This is a genomic window from Staphylococcus sp. 11511212 (assembly GCF_011394755.1).
Taxonomy (GTDB): Bacteria; Bacillota; Bacilli; order Staphylococcales; family Staphylococcaceae; genus Staphylococcus; species Staphylococcus chromogenes.
The window spans coordinates 47398-73607 of record NZ_JAANBQ010000016.1 but is presented as its reverse complement, the minus strand read 5'-3'; the positions used below and the strand labels follow the sequence as shown (position 1 = coordinate 73607).

At 36.8% G+C, this 26210-nt stretch carries 31 protein-coding genes and 1 riboswitch; of the genes, 4 read left to right on the top strand and 27 right to left on the bottom strand.

Annotated features, from left to right (window positions below; translation table 11 throughout):
• Positions 1–132 precede the first annotated feature (132 nt).
• Positions 133–1344: an FtsW/RodA/SpoVE family cell cycle protein gene (locus tag G8Y84_RS09935; protein ID WP_037577191.1), complete on the top strand. Its 1212-nt coding sequence runs from the start codon at positions 133–135 to the stop codon at positions 1342–1344.
• A gap of 173 nt (positions 1345–1517) precedes the next feature.
• On the opposite strand, the gene G8Y84_RS09930 is transcribed toward G8Y84_RS09935, so the two are convergent.
• The 5 genes from G8Y84_RS09930 to csoR form a co-directional block, all read right to left on the bottom strand.
• Positions 1518–1658, bottom strand: a complete 141-nt coding sequence (locus tag G8Y84_RS09930; RefSeq protein ID WP_086375151.1) for an Lmo0850 family protein — start codon at positions 1656–1658, stop codon at positions 1518–1520.
• An 86-nt stretch (positions 1659–1744) separates the two neighbouring features.
• A complete protein-coding gene (locus G8Y84_RS09925) occupies positions 1745–3925 on the bottom strand; it encodes a heavy metal translocating P-type ATPase (RefSeq protein WP_246864365.1) in 2181 nt (726 codons plus the stop codon).
• A gap of 139 nt (positions 3926–4064) precedes the next feature.
• A complete protein-coding gene (locus G8Y84_RS09920) occupies positions 4065–4268 on the bottom strand; it encodes a heavy-metal-associated domain-containing protein (protein ID WP_103159259.1) in 204 nt (67 codons plus the stop codon).
• 1 nt (position 4269) lies between these two features.
• Positions 4270–4494, bottom strand: coding sequence for a putative copper chaperone CsoZ (csoZ, locus tag G8Y84_RS09915; protein WP_103159258.1), 225 nt, complete (start codon positions 4492–4494; stop codon positions 4270–4272).
• 12 nt (positions 4495–4506) lie between these two features.
• Complete coding sequence (gene csoR / locus G8Y84_RS09910) at positions 4507–4794, bottom strand: copper-sensing transcriptional repressor CsoR (protein ID WP_037577199.1); 288 nt, start codon at positions 4792–4794, stop codon at positions 4507–4509.
• A gap of 135 nt (positions 4795–4929) precedes the next feature.
• On the opposite strand from csoR, the gene cls reads away from it, so the two are divergent.
• Both cls and G8Y84_RS09900 read left to right on the top strand, forming a co-directional pair.
• Positions 4930–6420, top strand: a complete 1491-nt coding sequence (gene cls / locus G8Y84_RS09905; protein ID WP_037577201.1) for a cardiolipin synthase — start codon at positions 4930–4932, stop codon at positions 6418–6420.
• Between the two features lie 47 nt (positions 6421–6467).
• Positions 6468–7058, top strand: coding sequence for an HD domain-containing protein (locus tag G8Y84_RS09900; protein WP_103159262.1), 591 nt, complete (start codon positions 6468–6470; stop codon positions 7056–7058).
• Between the two features lie 51 nt (positions 7059–7109).
• On the opposite strand, the gene yidC is transcribed toward G8Y84_RS09900, so the two are convergent.
• The 7 genes from yidC to G8Y84_RS09865 all read right to left on the bottom strand — a co-directional run bounded on the left by yidC (position 7110) and on the right by G8Y84_RS09865 (position 12869).
• Positions 7110–7976: a membrane protein insertase YidC gene (yidC, locus tag G8Y84_RS09895; RefSeq protein ID WP_037577205.1), complete on the bottom strand. Its 867-nt coding sequence runs from the start codon at positions 7974–7976 to the stop codon at positions 7110–7112.
• Positions 7977–8064: 88 nt separating this feature from the next.
• A complete protein-coding gene (gene thiE / locus G8Y84_RS09890) occupies positions 8065–8703 on the bottom strand; it encodes a thiamine phosphate synthase (RefSeq protein ID WP_105997014.1) in 639 nt (212 codons plus the stop codon).
• Between the two features lie 4 nt (positions 8704–8707).
• Positions 8708–9496, bottom strand: a complete 789-nt coding sequence (gene thiM / locus G8Y84_RS09885) for a hydroxyethylthiazole kinase (RefSeq protein WP_037577207.1) — start codon at positions 9494–9496, stop codon at positions 8708–8710.
• Between the two features lies 1 nt (position 9497).
• The gene (gene thiD / locus G8Y84_RS09880) at positions 9498–10304 is read right to left on the bottom strand and encodes a bifunctional hydroxymethylpyrimidine kinase/phosphomethylpyrimidine kinase (RefSeq protein ID WP_037577208.1); all 807 of its coding nucleotides are present in this window, start codon (positions 10302–10304) and stop codon (positions 9498–9500) included.
• Between the two features lies 1 nt (position 10305).
• Positions 10306–10986 (bottom strand): thiaminase II, encoded by a 681-nt coding sequence (gene tenA / locus G8Y84_RS09875; protein WP_105997013.1) that lies wholly within the window; start codon positions 10984–10986, stop codon positions 10306–10308.
• Positions 10987–11049: 63 nt separating this feature from the next.
• A riboswitch (TPP riboswitch) is annotated at positions 11050–11149 on the bottom strand.
• A gap of 126 nt (positions 11150–11275) precedes the next feature.
• Entirely contained in the window at positions 11276–12082 is an 807-nt protein-coding gene (locus tag G8Y84_RS11510; protein WP_037577212.1) for a LysM peptidoglycan-binding domain-containing protein, read from the bottom strand.
• A 469-nt stretch (positions 12083–12551) separates the two neighbouring features.
• Positions 12552–12869, bottom strand: coding sequence for a single-stranded DNA-binding protein (locus tag G8Y84_RS09865; protein WP_105963519.1), 318 nt, complete (start codon positions 12867–12869; stop codon positions 12552–12554).
• 189 nt (positions 12870–13058) lie between these two features.
• Between G8Y84_RS09865 and G8Y84_RS09860 the strand changes: the two genes are divergently transcribed.
• Positions 13059–13499 (top strand): YwpF-like family protein, encoded by a 441-nt coding sequence (locus G8Y84_RS09860; protein WP_037577213.1) that lies wholly within the window; start codon positions 13059–13061, stop codon positions 13497–13499.
• 31 nt (positions 13500–13530) lie between these two features.
• Here the strand turns inward: G8Y84_RS09860 and fabZ are convergent, their stop codons facing one another.
• From fabZ to glyA, 15 genes are all read right to left on the bottom strand, one after another.
• Positions 13531–13971 carry a 3-hydroxyacyl-ACP dehydratase FabZ gene (gene fabZ, locus G8Y84_RS09855; protein ID WP_037576630.1) on the bottom strand — a complete coding sequence of 147 codons (441 nt, stop codon included), beginning with the start codon at positions 13969–13971 and terminating at the stop codon, positions 13531–13533.
• 189 nt (positions 13972–14160) lie between these two features.
• Positions 14161–15432, bottom strand: coding sequence for a UDP-N-acetylglucosamine 1-carboxyvinyltransferase (murA, locus tag G8Y84_RS09845; protein WP_037576624.1), 1272 nt, complete (start codon positions 15430–15432; stop codon positions 14161–14163).
• A gap of 82 nt (positions 15433–15514) precedes the next feature.
• Positions 15515–15748 (bottom strand): DUF1146 family protein, encoded by a 234-nt coding sequence (locus G8Y84_RS09840; protein ID WP_037576621.1) that lies wholly within the window; start codon positions 15746–15748, stop codon positions 15515–15517.
• 250 nt (positions 15749–15998) lie between these two features.
• On the bottom strand, positions 15999–16403 hold the full coding sequence (locus tag G8Y84_RS09835) for a F0F1 ATP synthase subunit epsilon (RefSeq protein ID WP_037576619.1): 405 nt from the start codon (positions 16401–16403) through the stop codon (positions 15999–16001).
• 21 nt (positions 16404–16424) lie between these two features.
• Entirely contained in the window at positions 16425–17837 is a 1413-nt protein-coding gene (gene atpD / locus G8Y84_RS09830; protein ID WP_037576616.1) for a F0F1 ATP synthase subunit beta, read from the bottom strand.
• Between the two features lie 24 nt (positions 17838–17861).
• On the bottom strand, positions 17862–18728 hold the full coding sequence (atpG, locus tag G8Y84_RS09825; protein ID WP_037576613.1) for an ATP synthase F1 subunit gamma: 867 nt from the start codon (positions 18726–18728) through the stop codon (positions 17862–17864).
• Positions 18729–18759: 31 nt separating this feature from the next.
• Entirely contained in the window at positions 18760–20268 is a 1509-nt protein-coding gene (gene atpA / locus G8Y84_RS09820) for a F0F1 ATP synthase subunit alpha (RefSeq protein ID WP_037576611.1), read from the bottom strand.
• Between the two features lie 27 nt (positions 20269–20295).
• Positions 20296–20835 carry a F0F1 ATP synthase subunit delta gene (locus G8Y84_RS09815; protein ID WP_037576608.1) on the bottom strand — a complete coding sequence of 180 codons (540 nt, stop codon included), beginning with the start codon at positions 20833–20835 and terminating at the stop codon, positions 20296–20298.
• Entirely contained in the window at positions 20835–21341 is a 507-nt protein-coding gene (locus G8Y84_RS09810; protein ID WP_037576642.1) for a F0F1 ATP synthase subunit B, read from the bottom strand. Before G8Y84_RS09810 ends, G8Y84_RS09815 begins: the two co-directional genes overlap by 1 nt.
• A gap of 274 nt (positions 21342–21615) precedes the next feature.
• Positions 21616–21828, bottom strand: coding sequence for a F0F1 ATP synthase subunit C (atpE, locus tag G8Y84_RS09805; protein ID WP_037576605.1), 213 nt, complete (start codon positions 21826–21828; stop codon positions 21616–21618).
• A 42-nt stretch (positions 21829–21870) separates the two neighbouring features.
• Positions 21871–22590 carry a F0F1 ATP synthase subunit A gene (gene atpB, locus G8Y84_RS09800; protein WP_037576603.1) on the bottom strand — a complete coding sequence of 240 codons (720 nt, stop codon included), beginning with the start codon at positions 22588–22590 and terminating at the stop codon, positions 21871–21873.
• Between the two features lie 19 nt (positions 22591–22609).
• Positions 22610–22906 carry a hypothetical protein gene (locus tag G8Y84_RS09795; protein WP_229717321.1) on the bottom strand — a complete coding sequence of 99 codons (297 nt, stop codon included), beginning with the start codon at positions 22904–22906 and terminating at the stop codon, positions 22610–22612.
• Between the two features lie 226 nt (positions 22907–23132).
• Positions 23133–24272 carry a non-hydrolyzing UDP-N-acetylglucosamine 2-epimerase gene (wecB, locus tag G8Y84_RS09790; RefSeq protein WP_105963468.1) on the bottom strand — a complete coding sequence of 380 codons (1140 nt, stop codon included), beginning with the start codon at positions 24270–24272 and terminating at the stop codon, positions 23133–23135.
• Positions 24273–24299: 27 nt separating this feature from the next.
• On the bottom strand, positions 24300–24929 hold the full coding sequence (upp, locus tag G8Y84_RS09785; RefSeq protein WP_037576594.1) for a uracil phosphoribosyltransferase: 630 nt from the start codon (positions 24927–24929) through the stop codon (positions 24300–24302).
• Between the two features lie 22 nt (positions 24930–24951).
• Positions 24952–26190, bottom strand: coding sequence for a serine hydroxymethyltransferase (glyA, locus tag G8Y84_RS09780; protein WP_165806330.1), 1239 nt, complete (start codon positions 26188–26190; stop codon positions 24952–24954).
• Positions 26191–26210: the final 20 nt, after the last annotated feature.

Below are 26210 nucleotides of genomic sequence, written 5' to 3'. Positions count from 1 at the left end.
CCATATTACCATGAGAGCATTACGAAATGCATGTATTTTCAAAGGAATAGCAACTCATATTCGCAAAATAGTGCGAAGTTCTGTACAATCATAATAGATATAATATGATATTTTTTCGTAAAGGAGATTACTATGGCTTCATCTCGTCAACATACCCATAAATCTTTACGACACCGCTTAGATTGGAAACTCATCACATTGATACTTATCCTTTGTGTCATTAGTGTGATGACGATACACTCTGCGATGGGCGGCGGTCAATATAGTATGGATTTTGGGATTAGACAAATTTTTTATTACATATTAGGTGCTGTTCTTGCGTTTCTTATTATGATTGTCTCACCAAAAAAAATCCGAAAATATACCTTTGCTATCTATTTTATTTTCATTGTCCTTTTGATTGGATTAATTTTATTACCCGAAACAGCAATCACTCCAATTATTAATGGTGCCAAAAGTTGGTACCGCTTCGGGCCAATTAGTATTCAGCCTTCTGAATTCATGAAAATTGTGCTTATTTTAGCCATTTCAAAGGTAGTTGCTCAACATAATAGATTTACATTTAATAAATCTATAGAAACCGATTTTATGTTAATCCTAAAAATCATTGGCGTCACAATTCTTCCTGTCCTTCTCATTTTATTACAAAATGACTTGGGCACAACGCTCGTTATTATGGCGATTATCGCGGGGATTATTATCGTCAGCGGCGTTTCTTGGAAGATTTTAACTCCGTTATTTGGGGCGTTTATCTTTTTAGCTGCAAGCGTGATATTATCTATTTTATTTAAACCGAGTCTCATTGAAAATTTAGCAGGGATTAAAACGTATCAACTCGGACGTATTAATTCATGGCTCGACCCCTACACTTATAGTTCTGGGGATGGCTTTCACTTAACTGAATCTATGAAAGCAATAGGATCAGGTCAACTCATTGGTAAAGGGTTTAATCAAGGTGAAGTGTATATCCCTGAAAACCATACAGACTTTATTTTTTCAGTAATCGGAGAAGAATTTGGATTTATTGGGGCTGTCGTCCTTATCGTTATTTATTTACTATTGTTAATGCATCTACTTAAGCGCGCTTCTCAAACAGAGGACTTATTTAACAAATCATTTATTATAGGTTATGTGAGCTTATTGTTATTCCATATTGTTCAAAATATCGGTATGACGATTCAATTATTGCCAATTACAGGGATTCCGTTACCTTTCATTAGTTATGGCGGAAGTTCTTTATGGAGCTTAATGGCAGGTATTGGTATTCTTTTAAGTATGCGTTACCACGCTCCTAAAAAGTATGATGAGCTTAGTACCCATGAATCTTCTACGAAATATAAATAATTCAAATTTAACTTCTTATAATCAAAATAAGAGAGGATAGCATATGGAACACGCTATCCTCTCTATTTTGTTAGACTACCATTTAAAAACCACACACTTCGTTTGTACTTAGTGTGTGGTTTTCAATTTAATATATTAACTCATGTGTTTACAAATAGCGTAAAATTAAAATGCTATTTCAGTTTCTCTGTTGCAGGTTTTGCATTGGGTAGTGATCGCATAATATCCAATCGTGATTTTGTTTTTTTAACTTTAACCCCAATTGATGATAACATATGGACCACGTTTTGAATGCGTTCATTCTGTTTTGCCATATTATCACCCCGCATATGTCTAACTTCTCTCTAATCATACCCTACTTTACTACTTGTGACTACATAAAATTTAATTTTTTTCATTTTTATTTATGAATATGCTTAAGTCGTAAAGCGTTTAATACGACAGATACAGAACTGAATGCCATCGCAGCACCTGCCACCCAAGGGGCTAAAAATCCTAAAGCTGCTATTGGAATCCCTACGATGTTATAACAAAATGCAAAAAATAAGTTTTGTTTGATATTTCGTATTGTTAATTCGCTCATTTTTAACACTTCTGGGATTTGTGAAATGTGATTATGCACTAAAGCAACGTCAGCAGATTCAATTGCAATATCAGTACCAGAACCCATTGCAATTCCGATATCACTTTGTGTTAGAGACGGGGCATCATTAATCCCGTCGCCCACCATCATCACTTTCTTGCCTTGTTGTTGGATATCTTGAACAATTTTTGCTTTTTGTTCAGGTTTAACCTCAGCATATAGATGTGAGATACCTAATTCGTCCGCAATAGCTTTGACTGTCTTCTCACTATCGCCACTTAATAGTACTACGTCGCATTTCTTTCTTAGTTGTTGAATCGTTTCTTTCACGCGTTCTTTAGGTTCATCACGCAAGGCTATCATCATCACAAGTGCTTGATTCACTTCGACACCAATGACTGTGGCCCCCTGTGATTCCCACATGTTTTGTTGCGCTTTCATCGATGCTGTAACTTGAGATGTTGAGGACAAATAAGCAATCGAGCCAATTTTTATATGATTATTTTGGATATGGCCTGATATGCCATTGCCAATGTGTGTTTCATAATCATCGACAGTCACGTAGGGCGTATCTTCAAAATAATTCACAAGTGCTTTAGAAAGTGGATGTTCAGATTGTGCTTCCAAACTTTTTATAAAGGTCTCGATTGGAGACACTTTTTCAAATTCGACTACGCCAATGACTTCAGGCGTACCTGTAGTGAGTGTGCCTGTTTTGTCAAAAACAATCGTGTCAATTTGACGGGTTTGTTCGAGGCTTTCAGCTGATTTAAATAATATCCCTGCTTCAGCTGCTCTTCCTGAACCTACCATTATTGATGTAGGTGTAGCTAAGCCTAATGCACATGGACATGCAATAACAATCACCGAAATAAAAATTTCTAATGCATGTGTAAAATCAAAGGGCATCAAAATAAAGAACCACAACAGAAAAGCAAAAAGGGCAATTAAAACGACAGTCGGCACAAAAATATTTGAAATTTTGTCCGCTAATCTTTGGATGTGTGGCTTTTTCGTTTGCGCTTCTTCAACCACTTTTATAATTTGATTTAATACAAGATCTTCACCAACATGAGTGACACGTGCTTTAATGAAGTTTGTTTCATTTAATGTGCTCCCAATCAGTGCATCTCCTGTTTGTTTTTCTACAGGAATACTTTCTCCCGTAATCATAGATTCATTAACGGTTGTAAAACCTTCAATTACTTCTGCATCAAGTGGAATATAGGCGCCACTTTTCACACAAATGACATCATCTACACGAACTTGTTCAATGGGCATTTTAACTTGCTCCCCGTTGCGTTCAACAATGGCATCTTTTACTTGCAATGCTGCTAATTTTTTAATCGCATCACTCGCATGACCTTTTGCTCGTTTCTCAAAGTACTTTCCAAGCAAAATAAGCGTAATTAATACAGCACTTGTTTCAAAATAAAGTGGAATATGCCCTTCATGGCCACTATGAATCACCATTAAATAGATACTATAAAAGTAGGCAGCTGATGTTCCCATTGCCACAAGTACATCCATGTTCGCACTTTTATTTTTTAACGCTTGCCATGCACCAATATAAAATTGGGCGCCTAGTATAAATTGAATGGGTGTTGCAAGAATGAGTTGAAACCATGGATTCATCAACAGTTTCGGTACAGGTACAAAATTTAAAAATGAGAAATGGGCAAACATAGTATAAAGTAACGGTAAAGCAAGTAACGCAGAAATAAGGAATTTATATTTTTGTTTTTTTAATTCTTTTTGACTTTGTTGCTCAGTTGACGCATTGTCTTGTATTTCATGGGCTTCAAACCCAATTTGAGATACTTTTTGAAATATAGTTTCCTGATTGATTTGACTAGGGTCATATTTAACCGTTGCCTTTTCCATGACTAAATTCACAGTCGCTTCCTCTATAGCTTCTTCCCTGTTCAAAATACGTTCAATTCGTGTTGCACAAGCCGCACAATGCATGCCAGAAATTTGGTATGTCTCTTCTTTCATCAAGACGACCTCCCATACCCATAAGGGGTATAATAAAATTTAAAAATGAGAGGGCCAAGCACACTTATTTATATAAACGTGCGCCCTCCCCCGCTCTGTACTCTAATTATCATAAAACTTCACTCAGTGACAAGTTGTCCTATTTTACTTCGTAACCTGCATCATAAATACATTGTTTGACATCATGTAATGCGCCATCATCCATTAATTCTACAATGACATGATCTTCATCAGGTGTCGCCACAACAGAAAGTACCTCTTTATTTTCTTTAACCGCTGATTCCACCGCTTCTTTACAATGGTTGCATGTCATTCCTTCAACATTAATAGTATGTTTAGCCATTTTACATTTCTCCTTTTTCTGTACGAATCACCGTAATACCGGCATCGTAAATTTCTTTTTCTAACGTATTTAAATTGGAAGGTGTCTCATATTGAATTGTAATCGATTGTTGCTCTGTATCGATACTTATATCCTTAACACCTATCATTTGATGTAAACGTTGCGCCACACTCTCTTTACGTTCTGTTGAATGAATTCCCTCTACGTAAACTATACTCTTTTGCATGATGGCCTCCCACTAATCTTTCATTAATTTTTGGAAAGTCACTAACAACTCTTCCATAGCTTCAGTTTCTTTACCCGCTTCAATTTTTCGAGTAATACACCCTTTCATATGATAGTCTAACAATTTTGTTGCTACACTGTTGAGGGCTGAGCGCGTAGCTCTTATTTGTGTTAATACATCATCACAATAAACATCTTCATCAATCATACGATTAATCGCTCTCACTTGACCTTCAATTCGATTTAAACGTGAAGTCAAATTTTTTTTAATTTCTGTTGAATGATGTGCATGTTCTTCCATGGCTACACCTCCATTGAATGATTGCACTTTCATAATATACCTATACAGGGTATAAGTCAAGGCGTTAATTTTTTCTAAAATGCATAAATAAATGATATAATTGCATAAATTCGTATTTATAAGGAGGGTTCTAAAATGGTGGAATTAAGCAACGCCACAGTCATTGATGGCGACGTTTGGATTAATTACGTATTATTAGGATTATTTATATTAAATATTTCCTTCGTTTTTACCATTATCTTTATGGAACGTCGTAGTGCCGGTTCAATTTGGGCGTGGATTTTAGTTTTATCTTTATTCCCAATTATAGGGTTTATTTTATATTTATTATTCGGACGCCAAATTCAAAGAAAATCTATATTTAAAATATCTGAAAAGGATCAAAAAGGATTAAATCAATTAGTAAACCAACAGTTAGTTGCGCTTAAGAAAGATAATTTTGATCCAGATAACCCTCATATTAAACAATATAAACGTATGATTCGTGCTTTATTGTATAATAATGCGGCTTTCTATACGAATCAAAATAATATTGAGGTGTTGCTCGAGGGTAACGAAAAGTTTAATCGTTTAAAAGAAGATATCAAGAATGCTAAAAAATATATACACATTCAATATTACATTTTTCGAAAAGATACTCTCGGTAAAAGTATTATTGACTTACTTGAAGAAAAGCTCGATGAAGGTTTGGAAGTCAAAATGTTATATGATGATATCGGCTCTAAAAGTTTGTCATTACGAGATTTAAAAGATTTCAAACGTAAAGGAGGTCTTGCGGAAGCCTTTTTTCCTTCTAAATTGCCATTGATTAATTTTCGTATGAATAATCGAAATCACCGAAAAATTGTCGTCATCGATGGCAAAATTGGTTATGTTGGAGGATTTAACGTCGGCAATGAATATCTAGGATTATCTAAAAAGTTTGGCCCATGGCGAGATACCCATTTAAGAATAGAAGGCGCCGCCGTTCATGCGCTTCAACTACGCTTTATTTTAGATTGGAATTCACAATCTTCTAGACATGATATTGAAAATCAGCCTAAATACTTTCCTAAGGTTGAAATAGGGAACACAGAAAATGTCGGCGTTCAAATTGCTTCAAGTGGTCCAGATGAATTTTGGGAGCAAATTAAGTATGGCTATTTAAAAATGATTAATATGGCTAAAAAAGATATTTATATCCAGACTCCTTATTTTGTTCCTGATCAATCTTTTATTGATGCCTTACAAATTGCCGCGCTCGGTGGCGTTAATGTCCATTTGATGATTCCTTGTAAACCTGATCATCCCTTCGTTTATTGGGCAACATATAAAAATGCCGCAACATTGCTAGATGTGGGCGCAAAAGTGTATCTTTATGAAGATGGCTTTTTACATGCAAAAACTTTAACTATTGATGATGAGATTACGAGTGTCGGCACCACAAATATGGACAATCGTAGTTTTGCCCTCAATTTCGAAGTGAACGCATTCGTTTATGATAAAAATATTGCTAAACAAGTCCGTGAGAGCTTTGAAGAAGATTTAAAAGTATGTACTGAATTAACAAAAGAACGGTATGCAGAGCGCAGTTTATGGATAAAATTTAAAGAATCTATTAGCCAGTTGCTCTCGCCAATATTGTAAGAGGGTGTGAAATTTTGAAAGAACAGCTCGTTAAAGCTAAAAATTATATGGAACATTTTCATCAAGCCGATGTCACAGGTCATGACATTGCGCATATTCGTCGTGTCGTCGCGATGGCAAAATTGATCGCTCAAGACTATCCAGAAGCCAATATTTTTGTCATTGAGATGGCCGCTTTACTTCACGATACCATCGATGATAAACTTACAGAATCAAATGCAAGGACAGAACTTTTATCCTTCTTAACCAACATTCAAGTCTCATCTCAAGACCAACAACATATCTTATATATTATTGACCATATGAGCTTTCGAAAATCACAAACACTATCCACAATTGAAGGACAAATCGTCCAAGATGCCGATCGCCTTGATGCATTAGGTGCTATCGGCATAGCAAGAACATTTCAATTTGCCGGTCACTTTAATGAACCTATGTGGACCGGTAATGTGTCAGAGAGTGCGTTGAATCATATAGACATTACGACGTTACCCCCTTCTGCAATTAAACACTTTTATGAAAAATTGTTAAAATTAAAAGATTTGATGAACACACCAAAAGCAAAGGCCATAGCCCAAGAACGCCACACGTTTTTAAAACAATTTTTGTCCCAATTTTTTAAAGAGTGGGTAGAATAAACAATAAAGAACCGACTTTCAATTTTGAAGAAAGTCGGTTCTTTATTTTAATTATTTTTTCTTTTTCTTAGAAACTACTTGAGTATTTTTACCTGATTTGTTGCTGGCTTTCTTTTCTTGTTCAAACTTTTTAATCATTGGTTCAACTTCAGCTTTGGCTTTTTTACCATAAACGACGTTGGCAACGTAGGTTTGAACCACTAAGAATGCGGCAGATACTGACCAGTACAAACCTAATGCGGCTGCTGAACTAAATGAAATCCACACAATCATAATTGGTGAGATAATCATCATCATGACAGACATTTGCTTTTGCTCAGGTGGCATGTGCATACTTGAGACATAGGCTTGAATAAAATATAAAATACCCGCGATAATCGTAATCCAAATATCTGGCTTATCGAGTTGGAACCACAAAAAGTCTGAGTACTCTGTGATACCCCCACCTGTCGGATATTTTAAGACAAAGAATAAAGCCATGATAATCGGCATTTGCAAAATAAGCGGTAAACACCCTAACATACTTGCAACTGGATTCATATCATATTTTTTGTAAACTTGCATCATCTCTTGGTTCGCAGCCATTTTATCTTCTTGCGTACGCGCACGTTTTACTTTTTCTTGTGCTTCTGTAATTTCAGGTTTTGCAATCTTCATTTTTTCACGCATCATGTGCATGTTTTTGTAATTTGATAACATGAACGGTAATAATACAATACGTACTACTAACACGATGATGATAATTGCTAGGCCATAATTATTATTTAAATGGTCACCTAACCAATGAATTAAATGATCCATTGGAGAAACAAACGTGTTGTAGAAAAAGCCTGTACGGTTTTCAGGCTTACTATAATCACACCCAGCTAATAACAGGACGACCCCAAGTAGTGTCGCCAGTAGCGCTTTGTTCTTCATTTTTCCACCTCTAAAGATATATTCACATAAATGTTATTTTATCACACATCTTCTTAGTGTGGAAACATAAACCAGAATAAAAGCGAATTTAATTGAAATACTTTAAATATCGTGACACAGTTTTTTCAATATTTGAACTGTGTGTAATAGATGAAATTGTCGCAACACCATCTGCCCCATTCTTTTTCAAAGAAGCGACGTTTTCTTCTGTGATTCCACCTATGGCTACGATAGGAATCATTTCATCATATTCGCGTAGGCGACGTATCATTTCCACCCCACCTGGCTGCTTGGCGTCCGTCTTAGAAGACGTATGATACACTGGTCCTACTCCAATGTAATCGACATGTGTTAAATCGGACTGATCATACTCTTTAAAATTACTAATACTTAACCCTATAATTTTATCTTTGCTTTGATTAATAAACGTCTCAATTTTAGCATCATCTTGTCCAACATGAATCCCATCCGCTCCAATTTTTATAGCGAGTGCAACATCATCATTGACAATAAAAGGGACATGATACTGTCGACATAAGGCCATGAGCGAACGTGCTTTTCTTTCTTTAGCTTCTCCACTTAACGATGAAGGCCCTTTTTCTCGAAATTGGAACATTGTAGTCCCTGCTGCTAATGCTTTTTCTAATATCTCTTCAAGAGACCCTTTTTTCACATCTTGTGTCCCTGCAATAAAATATACTTGTAGTTGTTTACGTTGGAATTTCATGTTTTCATCTCTTCTCTATTTTTAATTCTTGATGCACCGTCGCTTCGTCAATTTGATGTAAGGCATCTATAAATGCAACGAGAAAAGTTCCCGGAAGCATTGCGCTTTCACTTAATTCTGCATGTTCTGCTGCAATGTTGTACGTGGAAACCGCTTCAATTAAAACATCTATATTAGGCACTCGTTGACGTAATAAAAACGATGCAACTACCGCTCCAAGCAAGCATCCTGCTCCTGTTATTTTAGTAAGGAGCTGTGAACCATTGTCTAGTACGACAACCTTTCCCTCTTGAACAATCACATCTTGTTCACCTGTGAGCACAATCGCGGTTTGAAAATGATCATAAGCTTGTTTCGCTATTGATACAATGTCAATGTCTGTTGAACTATCTGTTCCTTTCATTGTCGCTGTTTCATCAATTAATGCTAAAATTTCAGACCCGTTTCCTTTTATCACATCTACTTTCACTTGTGATAAAAACTGACGACAGAAATCTTTTCTGAACTGTGACGCCCCTACAGCTACAGGGTCAAATACAATTGGCACCCCTTGGTCGTTCGCTTGTTTCGCTATTTCAAGCATGTCGGCACCCGTTTGTCTCGTTAAAGTTCCAATATTAATTAATAACGCTTGGGTGGCTTTAAAAAAGTCTTTAGCTTCTTCTGGGGCTTCACTCATTGCAGGACTTGCACCTAAACTGAGTAAACCGTTCGCTGTAAAGTTTTTTACAACGTCATTGGTATAACATACAACGAGGGGTTGTGTATGACGCACTTGCGTTAATTGACCCATTTTAATCCCAACCTTTCTCTTGTTGATAGGCGAAATGATTGACCGGGCCTCGGCCTTGTCCTATTTCAGGAGTTTCTTTTATCGCTAGTGAAATAAATTTTTTTGCTTTCGCCACTGCGTCAAAAACAGATTTACCTTTCGCAAGTTCCGCTGTGATGACTGCTGAAAAAGTACATCCTGTCCCATGGGTGTGTAACGTATTAAAACGTGGACTTGAGAAGGTATGCATGTCTTCTTTAGTAAATAAATAATCGCATGCCTCGCCTTCAAGATGTCCTCCTTTAAGGATAACACCTTTCGTTCCAATTTCATTTAAGAAAAAGTGTCCCGCTTTCTTGATGTCAGCTTCTGTTTGAATCGTCATCTTTGTAATTTCTTCAGCCTCTGGAATATTGGGTGTGGCAATATCGGCTAGTGGCAATAGAACATCCTTCAATGATTGTCGTACACTCTCTTCCATTAATGAGTCTCCACTTTTAGCCACCATTACAGGATCAATCACATAGGGAATCGTTTGTTTTTTTACATATCGTGCAACAATGTCCATCATCTCTGGTGTCGGAATCATTCCCGTTTTTAGTGCCTGAGGTAGTTCATCGGAATAGACACTTTCAAGTTGTTCTTCTAACCAAGAAGGTTCTAAATGATGAATATGTTGTACGCCCAGTGAATTTTGAGCCACGATACTCGTAATCGTAGCCATACCATAGACGCCACAGGCATGAAACGATTTTAAATCAGCCATCACGCCTGCCCCTCCAGAAGGGTCTGTACCTGCAATCGTTAAAGCAATATTTAGGGATTTCATGTTATCTTCCTCCAAATTCCCAAGTTTCTTGATGATAAGACATATTAAAAAATTGTTTTTCATGAACTGTACTTTCTAAAAAATTAAGTTTTAATCGGTTTTTTTCCTCTTCAGTCGCATTGTCCGCACATTTATTGAGCCACTGGTCAATATGTTGCATCAATTCATCCATTCCTTTTGCATAAAATTCAAACCATGGTTTTAAAGGATGGTCGTTTGCAAAATCTTCTTCACGTAAAGCTTTCAACGCTACTTGTTGATACACGTACGGACAAGGCGCCATCGCAGCAATCGTATAAGCGACATTGTCATAATGATAAGCATTGAAATACATATGTTTTATATAATGATCTGCAGAAGGATACCACTCACCTTCTTTAATAATTTCATTATAAGGGACTTTTACGTAATCTGCGAGAATATGGTGTGCCTCTACTTCACCTGAAGCAGAGAACTCGATTTGTTCAGTTAAAAATTGAATTTCTTTTTTTGAAGTAACTTTAGGTATTAAAAGCGAATAGATTTTAGCAAACTCAAATAAATACCGTGCATCTGCACGTAAATAATGTTGAATCGCCGCTTTTGAAATATCCCCTCTTATCATTCCTTGAATAAAATCATCGTGATAAATCGCTTCAATTATTGGAGAGGCTTCTTGTTTTACACTTTCAGAAAATAACATAAAAAAACTCCTTTCAAAATGAAAAAAGACTACAATAAAGTAGCCCAGTCATGATAAAAGGTTTCAATGTCTACGCTACTTTCCTACGCGAGTATTAACTCAATCAGGTTCAAAGGGTCTGAATTCGATTCATCTCAGCCAAAAGGCTCCCCTAGTAGTCTTTTATGTGATTAATTTTAAATTAACAAATCTTAACTTGAATAGCAATAAAAAAAGCATTGACGTTCACTCAGAAATTGCTTTAATTTCTGAGTGAACATCAATGCCTGGAGTGATAATAAAATCTCTCTTACCACCAACCGTTAGCTTGACGGAATTGAATCGCACGTTCTACTGAACCATATCGCGTGTTAGCATAGTTAAGCATACCTTGAGTTTGAGTGGCAACGCTACCTGTACCCCATGCTTCTTTTGTTTGACCTAAACCTCTGTAGCCGTTAGGGCTTACAATATTTGGATTTCCGCCAGATTCAGGAAGTACGATTGCATTCCACATTGCAGCAGATCCGCCTGCATTAATAAATTGTTCATAGACTGATCCACTACCTGCAGTTGTTGGAGCTTGATAATTTGATGTTGCTTTTGTTGTTGGTGGTGCTTGATAGTTAGATGTAGTCTTTGTTGTTACAGTAGTATTTGTATTTGAAACACTTTGCGTTACTGGCGCTTCATAAGTTGTATAAGTATTATTTGAAGTAGATGCCGCCGGTGTTACTGTTGTATATGATTGATTGTAAGATGTAGGTTCAACTGAATATGCAAAATGATTATAAGATGTATAAGCTTGATTGTTATTAGAAGTTGGAACGATAAAATCAGAAGAAGCTGCATAACCATGAGCTGCCGCTGCTGCTTCAGTCACGTATAACTTATCTCCAGCATAAATAACATCTGATTCTAAGTTATTCCATTTTTTTAATTGGTCAACTGTTACATCGTATTTTTCAGAAATTTTATTTAAAGTGTCACCCCATTGAATGATGTGTACACCTTCTTGAAGTTGTGATTGAGTTTGAGGTGCTGCTTCTGCATTTGTTGCAAATTGACTAGCCGCTAATAAACCAACTGTAGTTGATGCTAAAAGTAATTTTTTCATTTAATAATCCTCCAGTATTCGGAATCGATATCTTTTATATTCACAAATAATATAGCACCAGTCTTTTTCAGTCCCGTAACAACAACATTAAATAAACGGGCATTTTTGTTACAAAAATATTACAAACGTCATTTAAAGGGGATTTAAAATGTAAGTTTTTTGGAAAATGGATGAAAAAACGCTCTTTTTACAATTGATTTTTTTATATCCCTCTTAAAAAACTATGTATTGAGCAGTAAGACAGGCTCGTCTTTTGACAATCTGTCTTACTACTTTGAAATATGGAGCAATTGTAAATACTGCAATTTTAATGGGAGTAAATGTAAAATAAAAGATGAAATAAATGAGAAATATTGAAGACCATAATGATATTTGTTTGGAATTGTTCGTTGAAACGATTTTGGGATAAACACAGGTGGATATTCTAATTGGGTATGGATTGGCTATTACTGGGTTTCTTAAAAAACGTCTATAATGGAAAGTTTTCTAACTGGGAGACCACGAGTTCTGTAGCATAGCGTCTCTCGCCTTGATATTCAAACCGTCGCGTTTGAATCTGTCCTGTAATCGCCACGTGGTCTTCCTCTTTACAAGTTTCATGTATATACGTGGCCGTTGCTCCAAATGCTTTACAACTAAGAAAATCATAAATCGGTTTGTCATTTTTGCTGTGATAGTTCCTTTTTACTTTAATTGAAAATGTAATAAACGGCGTCTCAGATGCGTCAAAATAATGGGGTGGCTTTGAAAACGTCCCTGTCACTTGAAATTGATTTATTAATGGCACCTCCCTTCTGGGTGACTTTATATTACATGCTAAGCTAAATAAATGACAAGTCACGAAAAAGCATAAAAGAGAGGGTTGAGTTCTTCATTTTTTTAGGTCTTTTAAGAAATTTTTTACGAATTACGGTATAATGGGAGTTAATTAAACATTTTTCGTAAACTTGAGAAAGTTTTTTAGGGGGATCGTCTAGTGAAAACATTTAAAGCGGTACGATTTCAAATCGTTTCTGAAAATGGGACTGTAACAGAGTATGAACTAAAAGATGGTGTCATAATTAATAAAGAAAATAGCGGGACGGGTTGGCTTTTGGAAATCGTCATTTCTGATATTCATTTAGAAGAAATGCAATCTTTCATGGAAAACGAAACTTTACTAGATATTCGCGTCGTTATTACAAGACCATCAAATGATCCTGCGCTTTTTGATGCAACTATTAAGCATATTACCCCACTGAAAGAAACTATTTCAATCGTTTTCGAATGTCACATTTATACTTTAAGACAAGTCTATGCCGAGAATTTATTAGAACAATTAGTTGGAGAAGGCCTTCAAGGAGAAGAGCTGATTAAAACATTTAATCGCATGATGCAATCTAAACCGCGTTTAAAAGACGAACGAAATGAAGAATAAAAAAAGTTGAGCAAACGATGCTCAACTTTTTTTATTGTGGATCTTGCAAAGCAAAAGTAAGTTCACATTGACATGCCACTTGACCATCAACTGTTGCTTTTGCAGTCCCTTTACCTATTGGACCTTTTATTTTTGTAATTTCGACCTCTAATTTTAAAGTGTCTCCTGGTACCACTTGTTTTTTAAAACGACACTTATCAATACCAGCAAATAACGCCAGTTTGCCTTTATTTTCTTCACTATTGAGCATGGCAACGGCACCAGTTTGCGCTAAAGCTTCTGTGATTAAGACACCCGGCATCACCGCATAATCTGGAAAATGCCCTTGGAAGAAAGGCTCATTGCCTGAGACTTGTTTGATTCCGACACAACGTTGTCCAGGTTCATACTCAACCACTTTATCAATAAGCAAAAATGGTTGACGGTGTGGAATAATTTGTTTGATTTCATTGTAGTTGAAAATAGTTTCCATTATGAACTGCCTCCAATTATTTCTTTAAAATGTTCCCAAAATTTAGGATTTAACGCATTTAATAGATTGTCATGATTAATTAAAAAACCTGTCATTAAACCAATAATAAAGCATAGACCCGCTACGATTATAAATAATGTTAACTGAACACTTACGGATTGTTGCAACCAATGCCATAGTTTTAAAGGCTTATTTTTTTGCATGAATACGTTTAATATCTGCGCCTAAATCTTTGAGTTTACCATGGAAGTTAACATATCCACGGTCTAAATGTTGCAACTCAGTCACTGTAGTCTCTCCCTCAGCAACTAATCCTGCTAAAATTAATGCAGCTGCTGCACGTAAATCAGTGGCCTTCACTTGTGCACCTTGAAGCTCGCTTTTCCCTTCGATTTTAGCACTACGTCCTTCTACTGAAATTTTCGCGTTCATACGTTTAAACTCACCTACATGCATAAAACGGTTTTCGAACACAGTCTCTGTGATGACTTTATGTCCTTCCGCAGTTAATAATAATGCCATCATTTGTGATTGCATATCAGTCGGAAAACCAGGATGAGGTAAAGTTTTAATATCAACAGGGTTGAGTTTTTCAGGGGCCGTCACTCGAATACCTTCTTCTTTATATTCAAGTTCTACTCCCATTTCTTCTAATTTATAGACAAGACTCGTCATATGTTCTTGGATAGCCCCTTTTACGAGGACGTCCCCTCTCGTTATCGCTGCTGCAATCATGAATGTACCTGCTTCAATTCTGTCTGGAATAATGGAATGTTGGACACCTGTTAAAGTTTCCACACCATTAATAATAATCGTGTCTGTACCTGCGCCTTTAACATCGCCGCCCATTTCGTTAATATAGTTTGCTAAATCAACAATTTCTGGTTCTCTCGCAACATTTTCAATGACAGTACGTCCTTTTGCCAATGAAGCTGCCATTACAATATTTTGTGTAGCACCTACACTTGGGAAATCTAAATGGATATCATTACCGATTAATCCTTGAGGACTTTCGGCATAAATATATCCCGCTTCTTGGTGTATTTCAGCACCAAGTGCCTCAAATCCTTTTAAATGTTGTTCGATCGGTCTAGAACCAATTGCACATCCCCCTGGTAAAGCGACTTTTGCTTTTCCAAGACGTGCTAAAAGAGGGCCCATCACTAAAATACTCGCACGCATTTTACTCACATACTCGTAGGGTGCTTCCTCTTTGAGCTCTTTTGACGCATCAACGGTCACTGCTTGTTTTTTTTCATTATATTTAACTTTAGCATTCAGTACGGTGATGACATTGTTTATCGTTTCAACATCGCTTAAAGCGGGCACATTTAAGAGCTCACTTTTACCTTTACTTGCGAGTAATGACGCTGTAAGAATAGGTAAAACCGCATTTTTTGCTCCTTCAACTTGTACTTCCCCTTTGAGGGTATTGCCGCCTTTTACAATAATTTTATCCATGTTATTTACATCCTCCACTATTTACACACTTGCATAATTAATTATAAACTTCTTGCAATACGCTTAAACTTATATAAAGCAATTATTTTAATAAGTATTGTATTTGAGTTGAAAATTGTAATAAATCAACAATAAAGTTACTCACACTCGTTCCCAGTAAAATTGCTACAAATATCATGGCAATTTGAACTTGTCGTGCATAGCCTTTTTTAAAAAATTGATCTAAGCGCACAGCATTTAAACACCAGTACGCAATACAAATACAGAGCACATGCATGATAAGATGTACAATTGCGAATTGTCCTATATATTCCATTGCATTTTATTGCTCCTTTTTAGATTATCTGACTCAATTTTACATGATTTGCGTATGAATTCCTAATCTAATCTGCCTAATAGACATTGAAATTTTATCTAAATTTAAAGATACACATAGATAATATCATACGACTTTTTGTCAGTTTTGTATATACAATTGATGCAATTTCAAATAATAAATAACTTAGAACTTTCTCACAAAAAAACAATAACCTACTGATTAACGTCAGTAGGTTATTGTTTATAGTTTATTTAAATTTTGCGACTTCGATGCGGTTTTCTGCACGTTTTAACGCGCGTTCTGCACGTTTATGATCCGTATCACTTTTATCACCATCTAGATAAAACGTCGCACGTTGTTTGGCAGATTTTGCACGCTCTAAGTCAATATCATCCGCAGATTCTGCAGACTGGACTAAAATATTAACTTTTTCTTGGCGTATTTCCGCAAATCCTTCAGTTACAGCTATATAATCAGATTGACCATTGCGGTTAACTTTAATATGTCCTATACGTAATGGGGCAACCGTCGGAATGTGACCATGCATCACACCCATTTCGCCTGCTGTTGTTTGTAAGACAACTATTTCTACATTGTCTTGTTTATAAACAGAACCATTAGGAGTGACGATATCTAAGGTTAATGTATTCATTATCCATACCTCCTAATTGTATTAAACTTCAACACCCATGTCTTTAGCTTTGGCAATAACGTCGTCAATACCACCTACAAGACGGAAAGCATCTTCAGGAATATGGTCATATTTACCATCTAAAATTGCTTTAAAGTCTTGAACCGTATTTTTAACTGGTACGTAAGAACCTTTTTGTCCTGTAAACTGTTCAGCAACATGGAAGTTTTGAGATAAGAAGAATTGAATACGACGCGCACGTTCAACTGTTTTCTTATCTTCGTCTGAAAGCTCATCCATACCTAAAATTGCAATAATATCTTGTAATTCACGGTATTTTTGTAATGTAGATTGAACTTGACGTGCCACTTCGTAATGTTCTTGTCCAACGACAGTTGGCTCTAAGGCACGTGATGTTGACGCTAAAGGATCCACTGCAGGATAAATACCCATTTCACTTAATTTACGTTCCAAGTTTGTCGTCGCATCTAAGTGCGCGAAAGCTGTTGCTGGTGCTGGGTCAGTATAGTCATCGGCAGGTACGAATACTGCTTGAATTGACGTAACAGAACCTTTATTTGTTGAAGTAATACGCTCTTGTAGTTGTCCCATTTCAGTAGCTAATGTTGGTTGGTAACCTACTGCTGAAGGCATACGACCTAACAATGCAGATACTTCTGAACCTGCTTGAGTGAAGCGGAAAATGTTATCAATGAATAATAACACGTCTTGTCCTTGTTCATCACGGAAGTATTCTGCCATTGTTAAACCAGAAAGTGCTACACGCATACGCGCACCTGGTGGCTCATTCATCTGACCGAATACCATCGCTGTTTTCGCAATAACACCACTGTCTTTCATTTCGTAGTACAAGTCGTTTCCTTCACGTGTACGTTCACCAACACCGGCGAATACAGAAATACCACCGTGTTCTTGAGCGATGTTATTAATGAGCTCTTGAATTAAAACGGTTTTACCTACACCCGCACCACCGAATAATCCAATTTTACCACCTTTAATGTAAGGGGCTAATAAGTCTACAACTTTGATACCCGTTTCTAAAATTTCAACCTCAGTTGATAATTCATCAAATTGAGGGGCTTGACGGTGAATTGGATCACGACGGACAGAAGCGTCGATTTCTGGCTCAAGGTCAATTTTATCTCCTAATACATTAAACACACGGCCTAATGTTGCATCTCCAACTGGTACACTGATAGGTGCTCCAGTATCTTTCACTTCAGCACCACGTTGTACACCATCTGTTGAGTCCATTGCGATAGAACGAACAACATCATCACCTAAATGTAAGGCTACTTCTAAAGTGAGTTGTTCCGTTTTACCATCTCTAGGTACATCAATTACAAGTGCGTTGTTAATGTTTGGAATTTCATTATGGTCAAAACGCACGTCAATGACTGGCCCCATGACCTGTGTTACACGGCCTAATCCCATGTTAGTTCCTCCTTATAAAAAATGTTATTCAAGTGCTGCTGCACCGCCAACAATTTCAGTAATTTGTTGTGTGATTGCTGCTTGTCGTGCACGGTTATATTGTAAAGATAAATCATCAATTAAATCAGTTGCATTATCAGAAGCATTCTTCATGGCATTCATACGTGAAGCGTGCTCACTTGCTTTGGCATCTAAAATTGTGCCATAAATCAAACTTTCAATATATTGTGGCAATAATACTTTTAAGATTGATTCTTTGTCAGGCTCAAATTCATAAGATGACATTGCACCATGTCCTAAAGATTGATCTTCAGGTGATAATGGCAGTAACTTTTTACTTTTTGGTGTGTTTTCAATCACACTGACATAATGGCTATAGTAGACATTTAATTCGTCAATTTTTTCTTCGTTAAATAAATCAACGGCACGTGTCGCAATAGATTGTATCGCTTTGAATGAAGGTTGGTCTGGAATATCAGTCAAAGCGTTTTCTATTTTATAGCCACGATTTTCTAAAAATGAAATCCCTATTTTACCTAAAACAATAAGACGATATTCATCCTGACTTTGATGACGCTTTTCAATATCACGAATCATTTTTTTGAGAACATTTGCGCTATAGGCACCTGCTAATCCGCTATCACTCGTAATGACCATGTATCCCACACGCTTGACTTCACGCTCGTTTAACATCGGATGATTACTAGACGAACTTGATCCTGCGATAGCTGTAATAGCATCTTCCATCTTTTCCATATAAGGACGGAATTTCTTCGTATTTTTTTCAGCCTTACGAAGTTTAGAATTGGATACCATGTTCATCGCACTCGTAATTTGTTTCATCTTTTTCGTTGATTTAATACGTGAATCAATTTCTTTTAAAGAAGCCACTATCTCACCACCTTATCTCATGTATTTTGCTTTATTCTGATTTTTTGAAGCTTTGTTTGAATGCATTAATTGCTTTTTCAAATTTTTCGTCAGCAGGTAAGCCACCTGTTTCACGGATTTCAGTGAAAATGTCATTTGCATTTCCTTTCGTCCATTCAATGATTTCAGCTTCAAAACGTGTAATGTCTTCTACTGGAATATCATCAAGATATCCACGTGTTAATGCATAAATGATGAGCACTTGATGTTCAACAGGTAATGGTTTGTTTTGATCTTGTTTTAAGACCTCAACTGTACGTTTACCACGTTCAAGTTTTTTGGCAGTCGCTTCATCTAGGTCTGAACCAAATTGTGCGAACGATTCTAATTCACGGTATGAAGCAAGGTCTAAACGTAATGTCCCTGCAACTTTCTTCATCGCTTTAATTTGCGCAGAGCCCCCTACACGTGATACTGAAAGACCGGCATTAATGGCAGGTCGAACACCTGAGAAGAACAAATCAGATTGCAAGAAGATTTGACCGTCAGTAATAGAAATAACGTTTGTAGGAACATATGCTGAGATATCTCCAGCTTGTGTTTCAACGAATGGTAAAGCTGTAATTGAGCCTCCACCTAAATCATCATTCAACTTAGCCGCACGTTCTAATAAACGACTATGTAAGTAGAATACATCACCTGGATAAGCTTCACGGCCTGGTGGACGACGTAATAATAATGATAACTCACGGTAAGCTGCTGCTTGTTTCGTTAAATCATCATACACAACAAGCACATGTTTTCCGTTAAACATGAATTCTTCAGCCATTGAAACACCTGCATATGGTGCAATGTATAACATTGGTGAAGGTTGTGCGGCTGATGCTGATACAACTATTGTATAATCTAATGCGCCCGCTTGACGTAATTTTTCAACAGAAGCACGTACCGTTGATTCTTTTTGACCAATCGCTACATAAACACAAATCATATCTTGGTCTTTTTGGTTTAAAATTGTATCAATAGCAACCGTTGTTTTACCTGTTTGGCGGTCACCAATAATTAACTCACGTTGTCCACGTCCAATAGGAACTAATGCGTCAATGGCTTTGATACCTGTTTGTAATGGTTCGTCAACTGATTTACGAGCCATAACACCCGTTGCTTTTTTCTCAATTGGGCGTGTTTTTGTTGTATTTAATGGACCTTGACCATCGATAGGTTGACCTAATGGGTTAACCACACGACCGATAAGTTCTTCACCAACAGGAACTTCCATAATACGTCCTGTACGTTTTACTTCAGCACCTTCTGTAATTTCATCGTAAGGGCCTAAAATAACAACACCTACGTTAGTTTCTTCTAAGTTTTGTGCTAATCCTAGAACACCATTGTGGAATTCTAATAATTCGCCAGCCATAACGTCGTTCAGTCCATGTACTAATGCAATACCGTCACCAATTTGGATAACTGTCCCTACATCAGTTACAGACATTTCTGACTCATAGTTCTCAATTTGAGAGCGAAGTAATGCACTAATTTCCTCAGCTTTTATGGCCATCTATGTCACTCCTCTTTCATCTCGTATTTAATGTGCTCTACTGAATTTTTTTGCGAGTTGCTCTAAGTCGTTTTGTACAGTTCCATCATATACTTTTGTACCAATTTTAACTTTGACGCCACCGATAAGCGCTTCGTCGACTGAAGTATGTAGATTAAGGTCTTTTAACCCTGTACGTTGAACTAAAGCATGTTTTAAATGTGCTAATTCTGGTTCGGATAAAGGACGCGCAGAAACAACGTACGCATCGTCAAAACCGTGGAAATGATTATATAAACCTTCAAATGCCTTGTACACGTCTCCTAACAAAGCTAAGTTACGATGTCCAGTCATTACTTTTAATGTATTCAACAAGTACGGATGTACACCTTTGAATACATTTGAGACTAAATTTTGTCTATCGTCTAATGTAAGCTTTGGTTCAAGGTCAATGACTTGTAATCGAGAACCTTCACTTTGGATACTTGTGTTAATTTCAGTGAAATCTTGATAAATATCTGTAAGGACTTCAGCTTTAACTGCAACATCAAAAAGTGCTTGGGCATATTTTTGTGCAACTTGTGCCATTATTTATCCCCTACCTCTTTAATGTACTTTTCAATAAGGTCTTTTTGGTCTTGTTCAGAAATTTCTTTACGTAACACTTTTGATGCAATTAATACAGAAAGTTCAGAGACTTGATTATTAATTTCAGCTAATGCACGTTCTTTTTCACTCTTGATTTCACTTTGCGCCGTTTCTAACATACCGTTCGCACGTTGATTCGCTTCATGGATAATTTCTTCTTGTTGGCGTTGTGCTTGTACTTTGGCTTCCTCAAGCATTTTGTGTACTTGATCTTGTGTTTCTTTTAAAGTTTTTCGATTTTCTTCTTCTAGACGTTGTGCATTCATTTTTGCACGTTCTGCATCATCAATATCTTGATTGATTGAACGCTCACGATCGTCCATAACCTTTTTAAGTGGTCCCCATGCAAACTTTTTAAGTAGGAAAAGTAAGATGACAAACGTTAAAATTGTAACAATGATGTCACCAATATTTACGCCACCCGCACTAGCTGCAAAGGTAAACATGTTGGTTGTCAATTTGCTGTACACTCCTTTCAATCATTTCATCACGAAACTATAAAATGAATGGGAGTGGGAGTAATTGTTTCTCAAATCCCACCCCGGCACGGATGATTTTTAGTGTTGACGTTGATCACCACTATACTTAATCATCAGTTTCCATTTTTTATCATTATAAATTTGGGGCGAGCACGTTAACCATGTCTCCGCCCGGACTCAATAAAATTCTTACTTTTGTGCTTATTGGAAAATGTCGTGATAAGTTATCAATACGAATCGTTTATTGGAATAAAACGATGAAAGTGATAACTACGCCGATGATTGGAAGTGCCTCAACTAAACCGATACCGATGAACATGATTGACATTAACTGTGTACGTGCTTCTGGTTGACGAGCGACACCTTCTACTGTTCTAGATACGATTAAACCGTTACCTACACCTGCACCAAGTGCTGATAAACCAATTGCGATTGCTGCTGCGATTAAATTCATTATATAAATCCTCCTAATTTTTTAAATGTGATTTTTTTATTTTTAATGGTCGTCTGCCACTTTATGTGACATGTAAACCATTGATAACATAATAAAGATATATGCTTGGATAGAACCTACAAAGATTGAGAAACCTTGCCATACAATTAAACCTGGAATACCAATAATCCAACCAAATGCACTAAACGTCACGCCCGCAAGTAAGCCAAGTAAAATTTCACCGGCAAAAATATTACCATACAGACGCAAACCTAAAGTTAACGTAGAGGCAAATTCCTCAAATACATTAATGACTACTAATGCAGGATAAGGTTGAACATAGTTGTGAAGATACGCTTTTGTACCTCGCATTTTCACTCCATAGTAATGAGTAAGAATTACCATCATTGTTGCTAGTGTGAGTGTGACATGCGGATCTGCAGTTGGTGACTTCCACCATAAGTAGTGATTTGCTACCAATTGTAAAGGTAAACCTAACATATTAGCCACAAAAATAAACAAAATTAATGTCACTGCTAAGAAGTGAAAATGACCTCCTTTAGACCAAGCCATGTTACTTTCAATGATGCCCCGCACAAAATCAAATACCCATTCGATAAAGTTTTGGGCACCTTTAGGTCTTTTCTGAAGATTTCGTGTACATAAGACTGCTAGCACAAACACGATAATTGCTGTGATAATCAACATCATTACCGTAGATAAGTTAAAGTTAATATCCAATCCTAGAAAATGCCAAGTTACTATTGGACTTTTATGATCCATTTTAAAATTTCACCTCTTTTCAATTAGAGTTACGTGTGTCCGGCTTGAGTAACGGACGAAAAACTATAAAAACATAAGAAACCATTAGCCCTATCAATACACCTAAAATATGTATCTGTTCCTGGAAAAAGCCCCATATTAAACAAGCAAGTATCGCATTTAAAAAACGCCAACTTCCGCCCGTTGAAAGTGAACCTACATTTATCGACTGAGCGCGATATAAATAAAGTTCAAAAATAAGCGTGTTAAGCGTAGATGCTACCATACCTACAATCAATCCAAGAACAAAAGCATGATGTATCCAAATATAAAGCATAATGAGGCCCACCCAGAGGCAACAATAATATGTCAAAAACGGCTGTGTACACTTTAGTAAACGTACCATAATGAACCCCTTTTCCACTTTTAGGAACATTTATGAAAGCCGTTCCATGCATACAACTTTCATGATAATATAGGGGCAAAAGTGTGTCAATTATGCATTTAAGAGGACTTCATTTAAAGTCACAAATAGTCACAAAATTGACACATTTAGTTTGCCACTATGCTTCCGGTTTAAATGATTCCGGTTTTGTTTGTGTTAAACCAAAATAATGTCGAATATGGTTGCAAATTCTTTCAGATGCATGTCCATCGCCATAAGGGTTTTGCGCTATACTCATACTTTGATATAATTCTTTGTCTGTTAATAGCTCTTTCGTGAGACGATAAACGTCTTCTTCTTCGGTTCCTGCAAGTTTTAATGTACCCGCTTCTACACCTTCAGGACGTTCTGTCGTGTCTCGTAACACTAAAACAGGTTTTCCTAATGAAGGCGCTTCTTCTTGAACCCCTCCAGAATCAGTTAAAATCAAATATGATTGATGTGCAAAATTATGAAAATCCACAACTTCAAGTGGTTCAATCAATTCAATGCGATCATGATCACTCAAATATTGACGTGCAATGTCTCTTACTTTAGGGTTTTTGTGCATTGGATACACAATAACAGCATCTTCGATCTCTTCCACAATACGTCTCGCTGCTTTAAAAATATTTTCCATCGGTTGCCCAATATTTTCACGTCTGTGTGAAGTTAAAAGAATGATGCGTTTATCTTGATGACGTTGAATAATTTCTGATTGATAATCTTGGTCGATTGTCGTGTGCATTGCATCAATTGCGGTATTACCCGTTACGACTACTGATTGTGGGTCTTTATTTTCGTTTAATAAATTCTTTTCCGCTTGTTCTGTTGGTGCAAAGTGTAAATCTGCCATGATACCAGTCATTTGACGATTCATCTCTTCAGGAAATGGAGAATATTTATTCCAAGTTCTCAGTCCAGCTTCAACATGACCAATACTGATCTCGTTATAAAATGCTGCTAAACTCCCTGCAAAAGTTGTTGTTGTATCACCGTGTACTAAAATCATATCGGGTTGTACTTCTTTAATAATATCTTCAAGTCCTGTTAAAACACGTGATGTGACTTGGGATAATGTTTGTCCAGGTTTCATTACATTTAAGTCATAATCTGGTTGTATATTAAAGGTTTCTAATACAGAATCTAGCATTTCTCGGTGTTGCGCCGTCACGACAACGACAGGCTCTAATTGCTCTTCTTTTTTTAACTGAAGAACAAGTGGCGCCATTTTAATCGCTTCAGGACGCGTACCAAATATCGTCATAATTCGTTTCATCAAATAAGCGCTCCTTAATTAAGACAATTATTTTGTACCAAATAAACGGTCACCAGCATCCCCTAAGCCTGGGATGATATAGGCGTTTTCATCAAGTTTTTCATCAAGTGCAGCAATAAAAATATCTACATCTTCGTGTGCTTCTTGAAGTTTCTGAACGCCTTCAGGTGCGGCAATTAAACACATAAAACGAATGTGCTTTGCGCCACGTTTTTTCAATGAAGTAATCGCTTCAATCGCTGATGCTCCAGTCGCTAACATAGGATCTACTACGATAATTTCACGTTCCTCGATATCTTGTGGTAACTTCACAAAATATTCTACGGCTTCTAAAGTTTCAGGATCTCTATATAATCCAACATGGCCGATACGCGCAGCAGGCACTAGATTTAAAATACCTTGTGTCATGCCTAACCCTGCACGAAGAATTGGAACAAAAGCTAATTTTTTACCAGATAAACGTTTGGCTTTCGCTTTTGTAACTGGTGTTTCAATTTCGACTTCTTGCAATTCTAAGTTACGTGTCACCTCGTAGGCCATCAACATTCCTACTTCATCAACAAGCTCACGAAAAGCTTTCGTGCCCGTATTGACGTCACGAATATAACTTAACTTATGTTGAATTAATGGATGATCAAATACATGTACTTTACCCATTGTTTTTTTGCCTCCAATATCATTAGTTATATAATGGGAATTTTTGAGTTAACGTTTGAACACGCTTTTCTGCTTTTTCAATAACGTCACTATCTTGATGATGTTTGAGCACATCGCTAATAATATTTGCGACTTCTTCAAACGCATCCTCATCAAAACCGCGTGTTGTTGCAGCAGGTGTGCCCAAGCGAATGCCACTCGTTACAAAAGGTTTTTCTTGGTCAAATGGAATCGTATTCTTATTACATGTAATACCCACACGATCCAATGCTTCTTCAGCATCTTTACCCGTGATACCAATAGAACCTTTAACATCTACCGCTACAAGATGATTGTCTGTACCGCCAGAGACAATACGAAAACCGTTTTTTTGTAATGTTTCTGCAAGTACTTTTGCATTTTTAATCACTTGTGCTTGGTACGTTTTGAAATCAGGCTGTAACGCTTCTCCAAACGCCACAGCTTTTGCAGCGATCACGTGCTCTAATGGCCCCCCTTGAATGCCTGGGAAAATTGTTTTGTCTATGTCTTTTTTATATTTCTCTTTACACAAAATCATACCTCCACGAGGACCACGTAGTGTTTTGTGCGTTGTTGTCGTAACAAAATCTGCAACCTCTACTGGATTTTGGTGTAATCCTGCCGCAACTAATCCGGCGATGTGCGCCATATCTACCATAAGTTTAGCGCCAACTTCATCCGCAATTTCTTTGAATTTTTTGAAATCAATTTCACGAGAATATGCAGATGCGCCCGCGACAATGAGCTTCGGTTTATTTTCTTTTGCTAAGCGACGAATCTCTTCATAATCAATGCGTTCTTCCTCTTTAGTCACTTGATATTCCACAAAGTTATAAAACTGACCACTAAAGTTGACTGGAGATCCATGCGTTAAGTGACCTCCATGGCTTAAGTTCATGCCTAAAACAGTGTCGCCATGATTTAAAGCTACCAAATATACAGCCATATTCGCTTGCGAGCCAGAATGGGGTTGTACATTGACATGTTCTGCATTAAAGAGTTTTTTCGCACGATCAATCGCAAGTTGTTCTATCGTATCGACATTGACGCAACCTCCGTAGTATCGACGATTAGGATATCCTTCAGCGTACTTATTTGTCATGACTGAGCCCTGTGCTTCCATCACTGCTTCTGATACAAAGTTTTCAGAAGCAATCAGTTCGATGTGCTTATTTTGACGGTGATATTCTTTTTGAATCGCATCAGCTACTGCTTTGTCTTGCTTAGAAATAAATGACATAAACTTAATCCCTCTTTCCC

Excerpts from the sequence above, each read along its gene's own strand:
- G8Y84_RS09930 (WP_086375151.1), bottom strand. The coding sequence starts at position 1,658 with ATGGCAAAACAGAATGAACGCATTCAAAACGTGGTCCATATGTTATCA.
- wecB (WP_105963468.1), bottom strand. The coding sequence starts at position 24,272 with ATGAAACGAATTATGACGATATTTGGTACGCGTCCTGAAGCGATTAAA.
- G8Y84_RS09920 (WP_103159259.1), bottom strand. The coding sequence starts at position 4,268 with ATGGCTAAACATACTATTAATGTTGAAGGAATGACATGCAACCATTGT.
- G8Y84_RS11510 (WP_037577212.1), bottom strand. The coding sequence starts at position 12,082 with ATGAAAAAATTACTTTTAGCATCAACTACAGTTGGTTTATTAGCGGCT.
- atpB (WP_037576603.1), bottom strand. The coding sequence starts at position 22,590 with ATGGATCATAAAAGTCCAATAGTAACTTGGCATTTTCTAGGATTGGAT.
- murA (WP_037576624.1), bottom strand. The coding sequence starts at position 15,432 with ATGGATAAAATTATTGTAAAAGGCGGCAATACCCTCAAAGGGGAAGTA.
- cls (WP_037577201.1), top strand. The coding sequence starts at position 4,930 with ATGGTGGAATTAAGCAACGCCACAGTCATTGATGGCGACGTTTGGATT.
- thiE (WP_105997014.1), bottom strand. The coding sequence starts at position 8,703 with ATGAAATTCCAACGTAAACAACTACAAGTATATTTTATTGCAGGGACA.
- csoR (WP_037577199.1), bottom strand. The coding sequence starts at position 4,794 with ATGGAAGAACATGCACATCATTCAACAGAAATTAAAAAAAATTTGACT.
- G8Y84_RS09925 (WP_246864365.1), bottom strand. The coding sequence starts at position 3,925 with ATGAAAGAAGAGACATACCAAATTTCTGGCATGCATTGTGCGGCTTGT.
- G8Y84_RS09815 (WP_037576608.1), bottom strand. The coding sequence starts at position 20,835 with ATGGCACAAGTTGCACAAAAATATGCCCAAGCACTTTTTGATGTTGCA.
- tenA (WP_105997013.1), bottom strand. The coding sequence starts at position 10,986 with ATGTTATTTTCTGAAAGTGTAAAACAAGAAGCCTCTCCAATAATTGAA.
- G8Y84_RS09900 (WP_103159262.1), top strand. The coding sequence starts at position 6,468 with ATGGAACATTTTCATCAAGCCGATGTCACAGGTCATGACATTGCGCAT.
- G8Y84_RS09810 (WP_037576642.1), bottom strand. The coding sequence starts at position 21,341 with ATGTTTACCTTTGCAGCTAGTGCGGGTGGCGTAAATATTGGTGACATC.
- atpA (WP_037576611.1), bottom strand. The coding sequence starts at position 20,268 with ATGGCCATAAAAGCTGAGGAAATTAGTGCATTACTTCGCTCTCAAATT.
- upp (WP_037576594.1), bottom strand. The coding sequence starts at position 24,929 with ATGGGTAAAGTACATGTATTTGATCATCCATTAATTCAACATAAGTTA.
- glyA (WP_165806330.1), bottom strand. The coding sequence starts at position 26,190 with ATGTCATTTATTTCTAAGCAAGACAAAGCAGTAGCTGATGCGATTCAA.
- G8Y84_RS09840 (WP_037576621.1), bottom strand. The coding sequence starts at position 15,748 with ATGGAATATATAGGACAATTCGCAATTGTACATCTTATCATGCATGTG.
- G8Y84_RS09935 (WP_037577191.1), top strand. The coding sequence starts at position 133 with ATGGCTTCATCTCGTCAACATACCCATAAATCTTTACGACACCGCTTA.
- fabZ (WP_037576630.1), bottom strand. The coding sequence starts at position 13,971 with ATGGAAACTATTTTCAACTACAATGAAATCAAACAAATTATTCCACAC.
- atpE (WP_037576605.1), bottom strand. The coding sequence starts at position 21,828 with ATGAATTTAATCGCAGCAGCAATCGCAATTGGTTTATCAGCACTTGGT.
- G8Y84_RS09835 (WP_037576619.1), bottom strand. The coding sequence starts at position 16,403 with ATGAATACATTAACCTTAGATATCGTCACTCCTAATGGTTCTGTTTAT.
- yidC (WP_037577205.1), bottom strand. The coding sequence starts at position 7,976 with ATGAAGAACAAAGCGCTACTGGCGACACTACTTGGGGTCGTCCTGTTA.
- csoZ (WP_103159258.1), bottom strand. The coding sequence starts at position 4,494 with ATGCAAAAGAGTATAGTTTACGTAGAGGGAATTCATTCAACAGAACGT.
- G8Y84_RS09795 (WP_229717321.1), bottom strand. The coding sequence starts at position 22,906 with ATGCTTTATATTTGGATACATCATGCTTTTGTTCTTGGATTGATTGTA.
- atpD (WP_037576616.1), bottom strand. The coding sequence starts at position 17,837 with ATGGGATTAGGCCGTGTAACACAGGTCATGGGGCCAGTCATTGACGTG.
- thiM (WP_037577207.1), bottom strand. The coding sequence starts at position 9,496 with ATGGGTCAATTAACGCAAGTGCGTCATACACAACCCCTCGTTGTATGT.
- thiD (WP_037577208.1), bottom strand. The coding sequence starts at position 10,304 with ATGAAATCCCTAAATATTGCTTTAACGATTGCAGGTACAGACCCTTCT.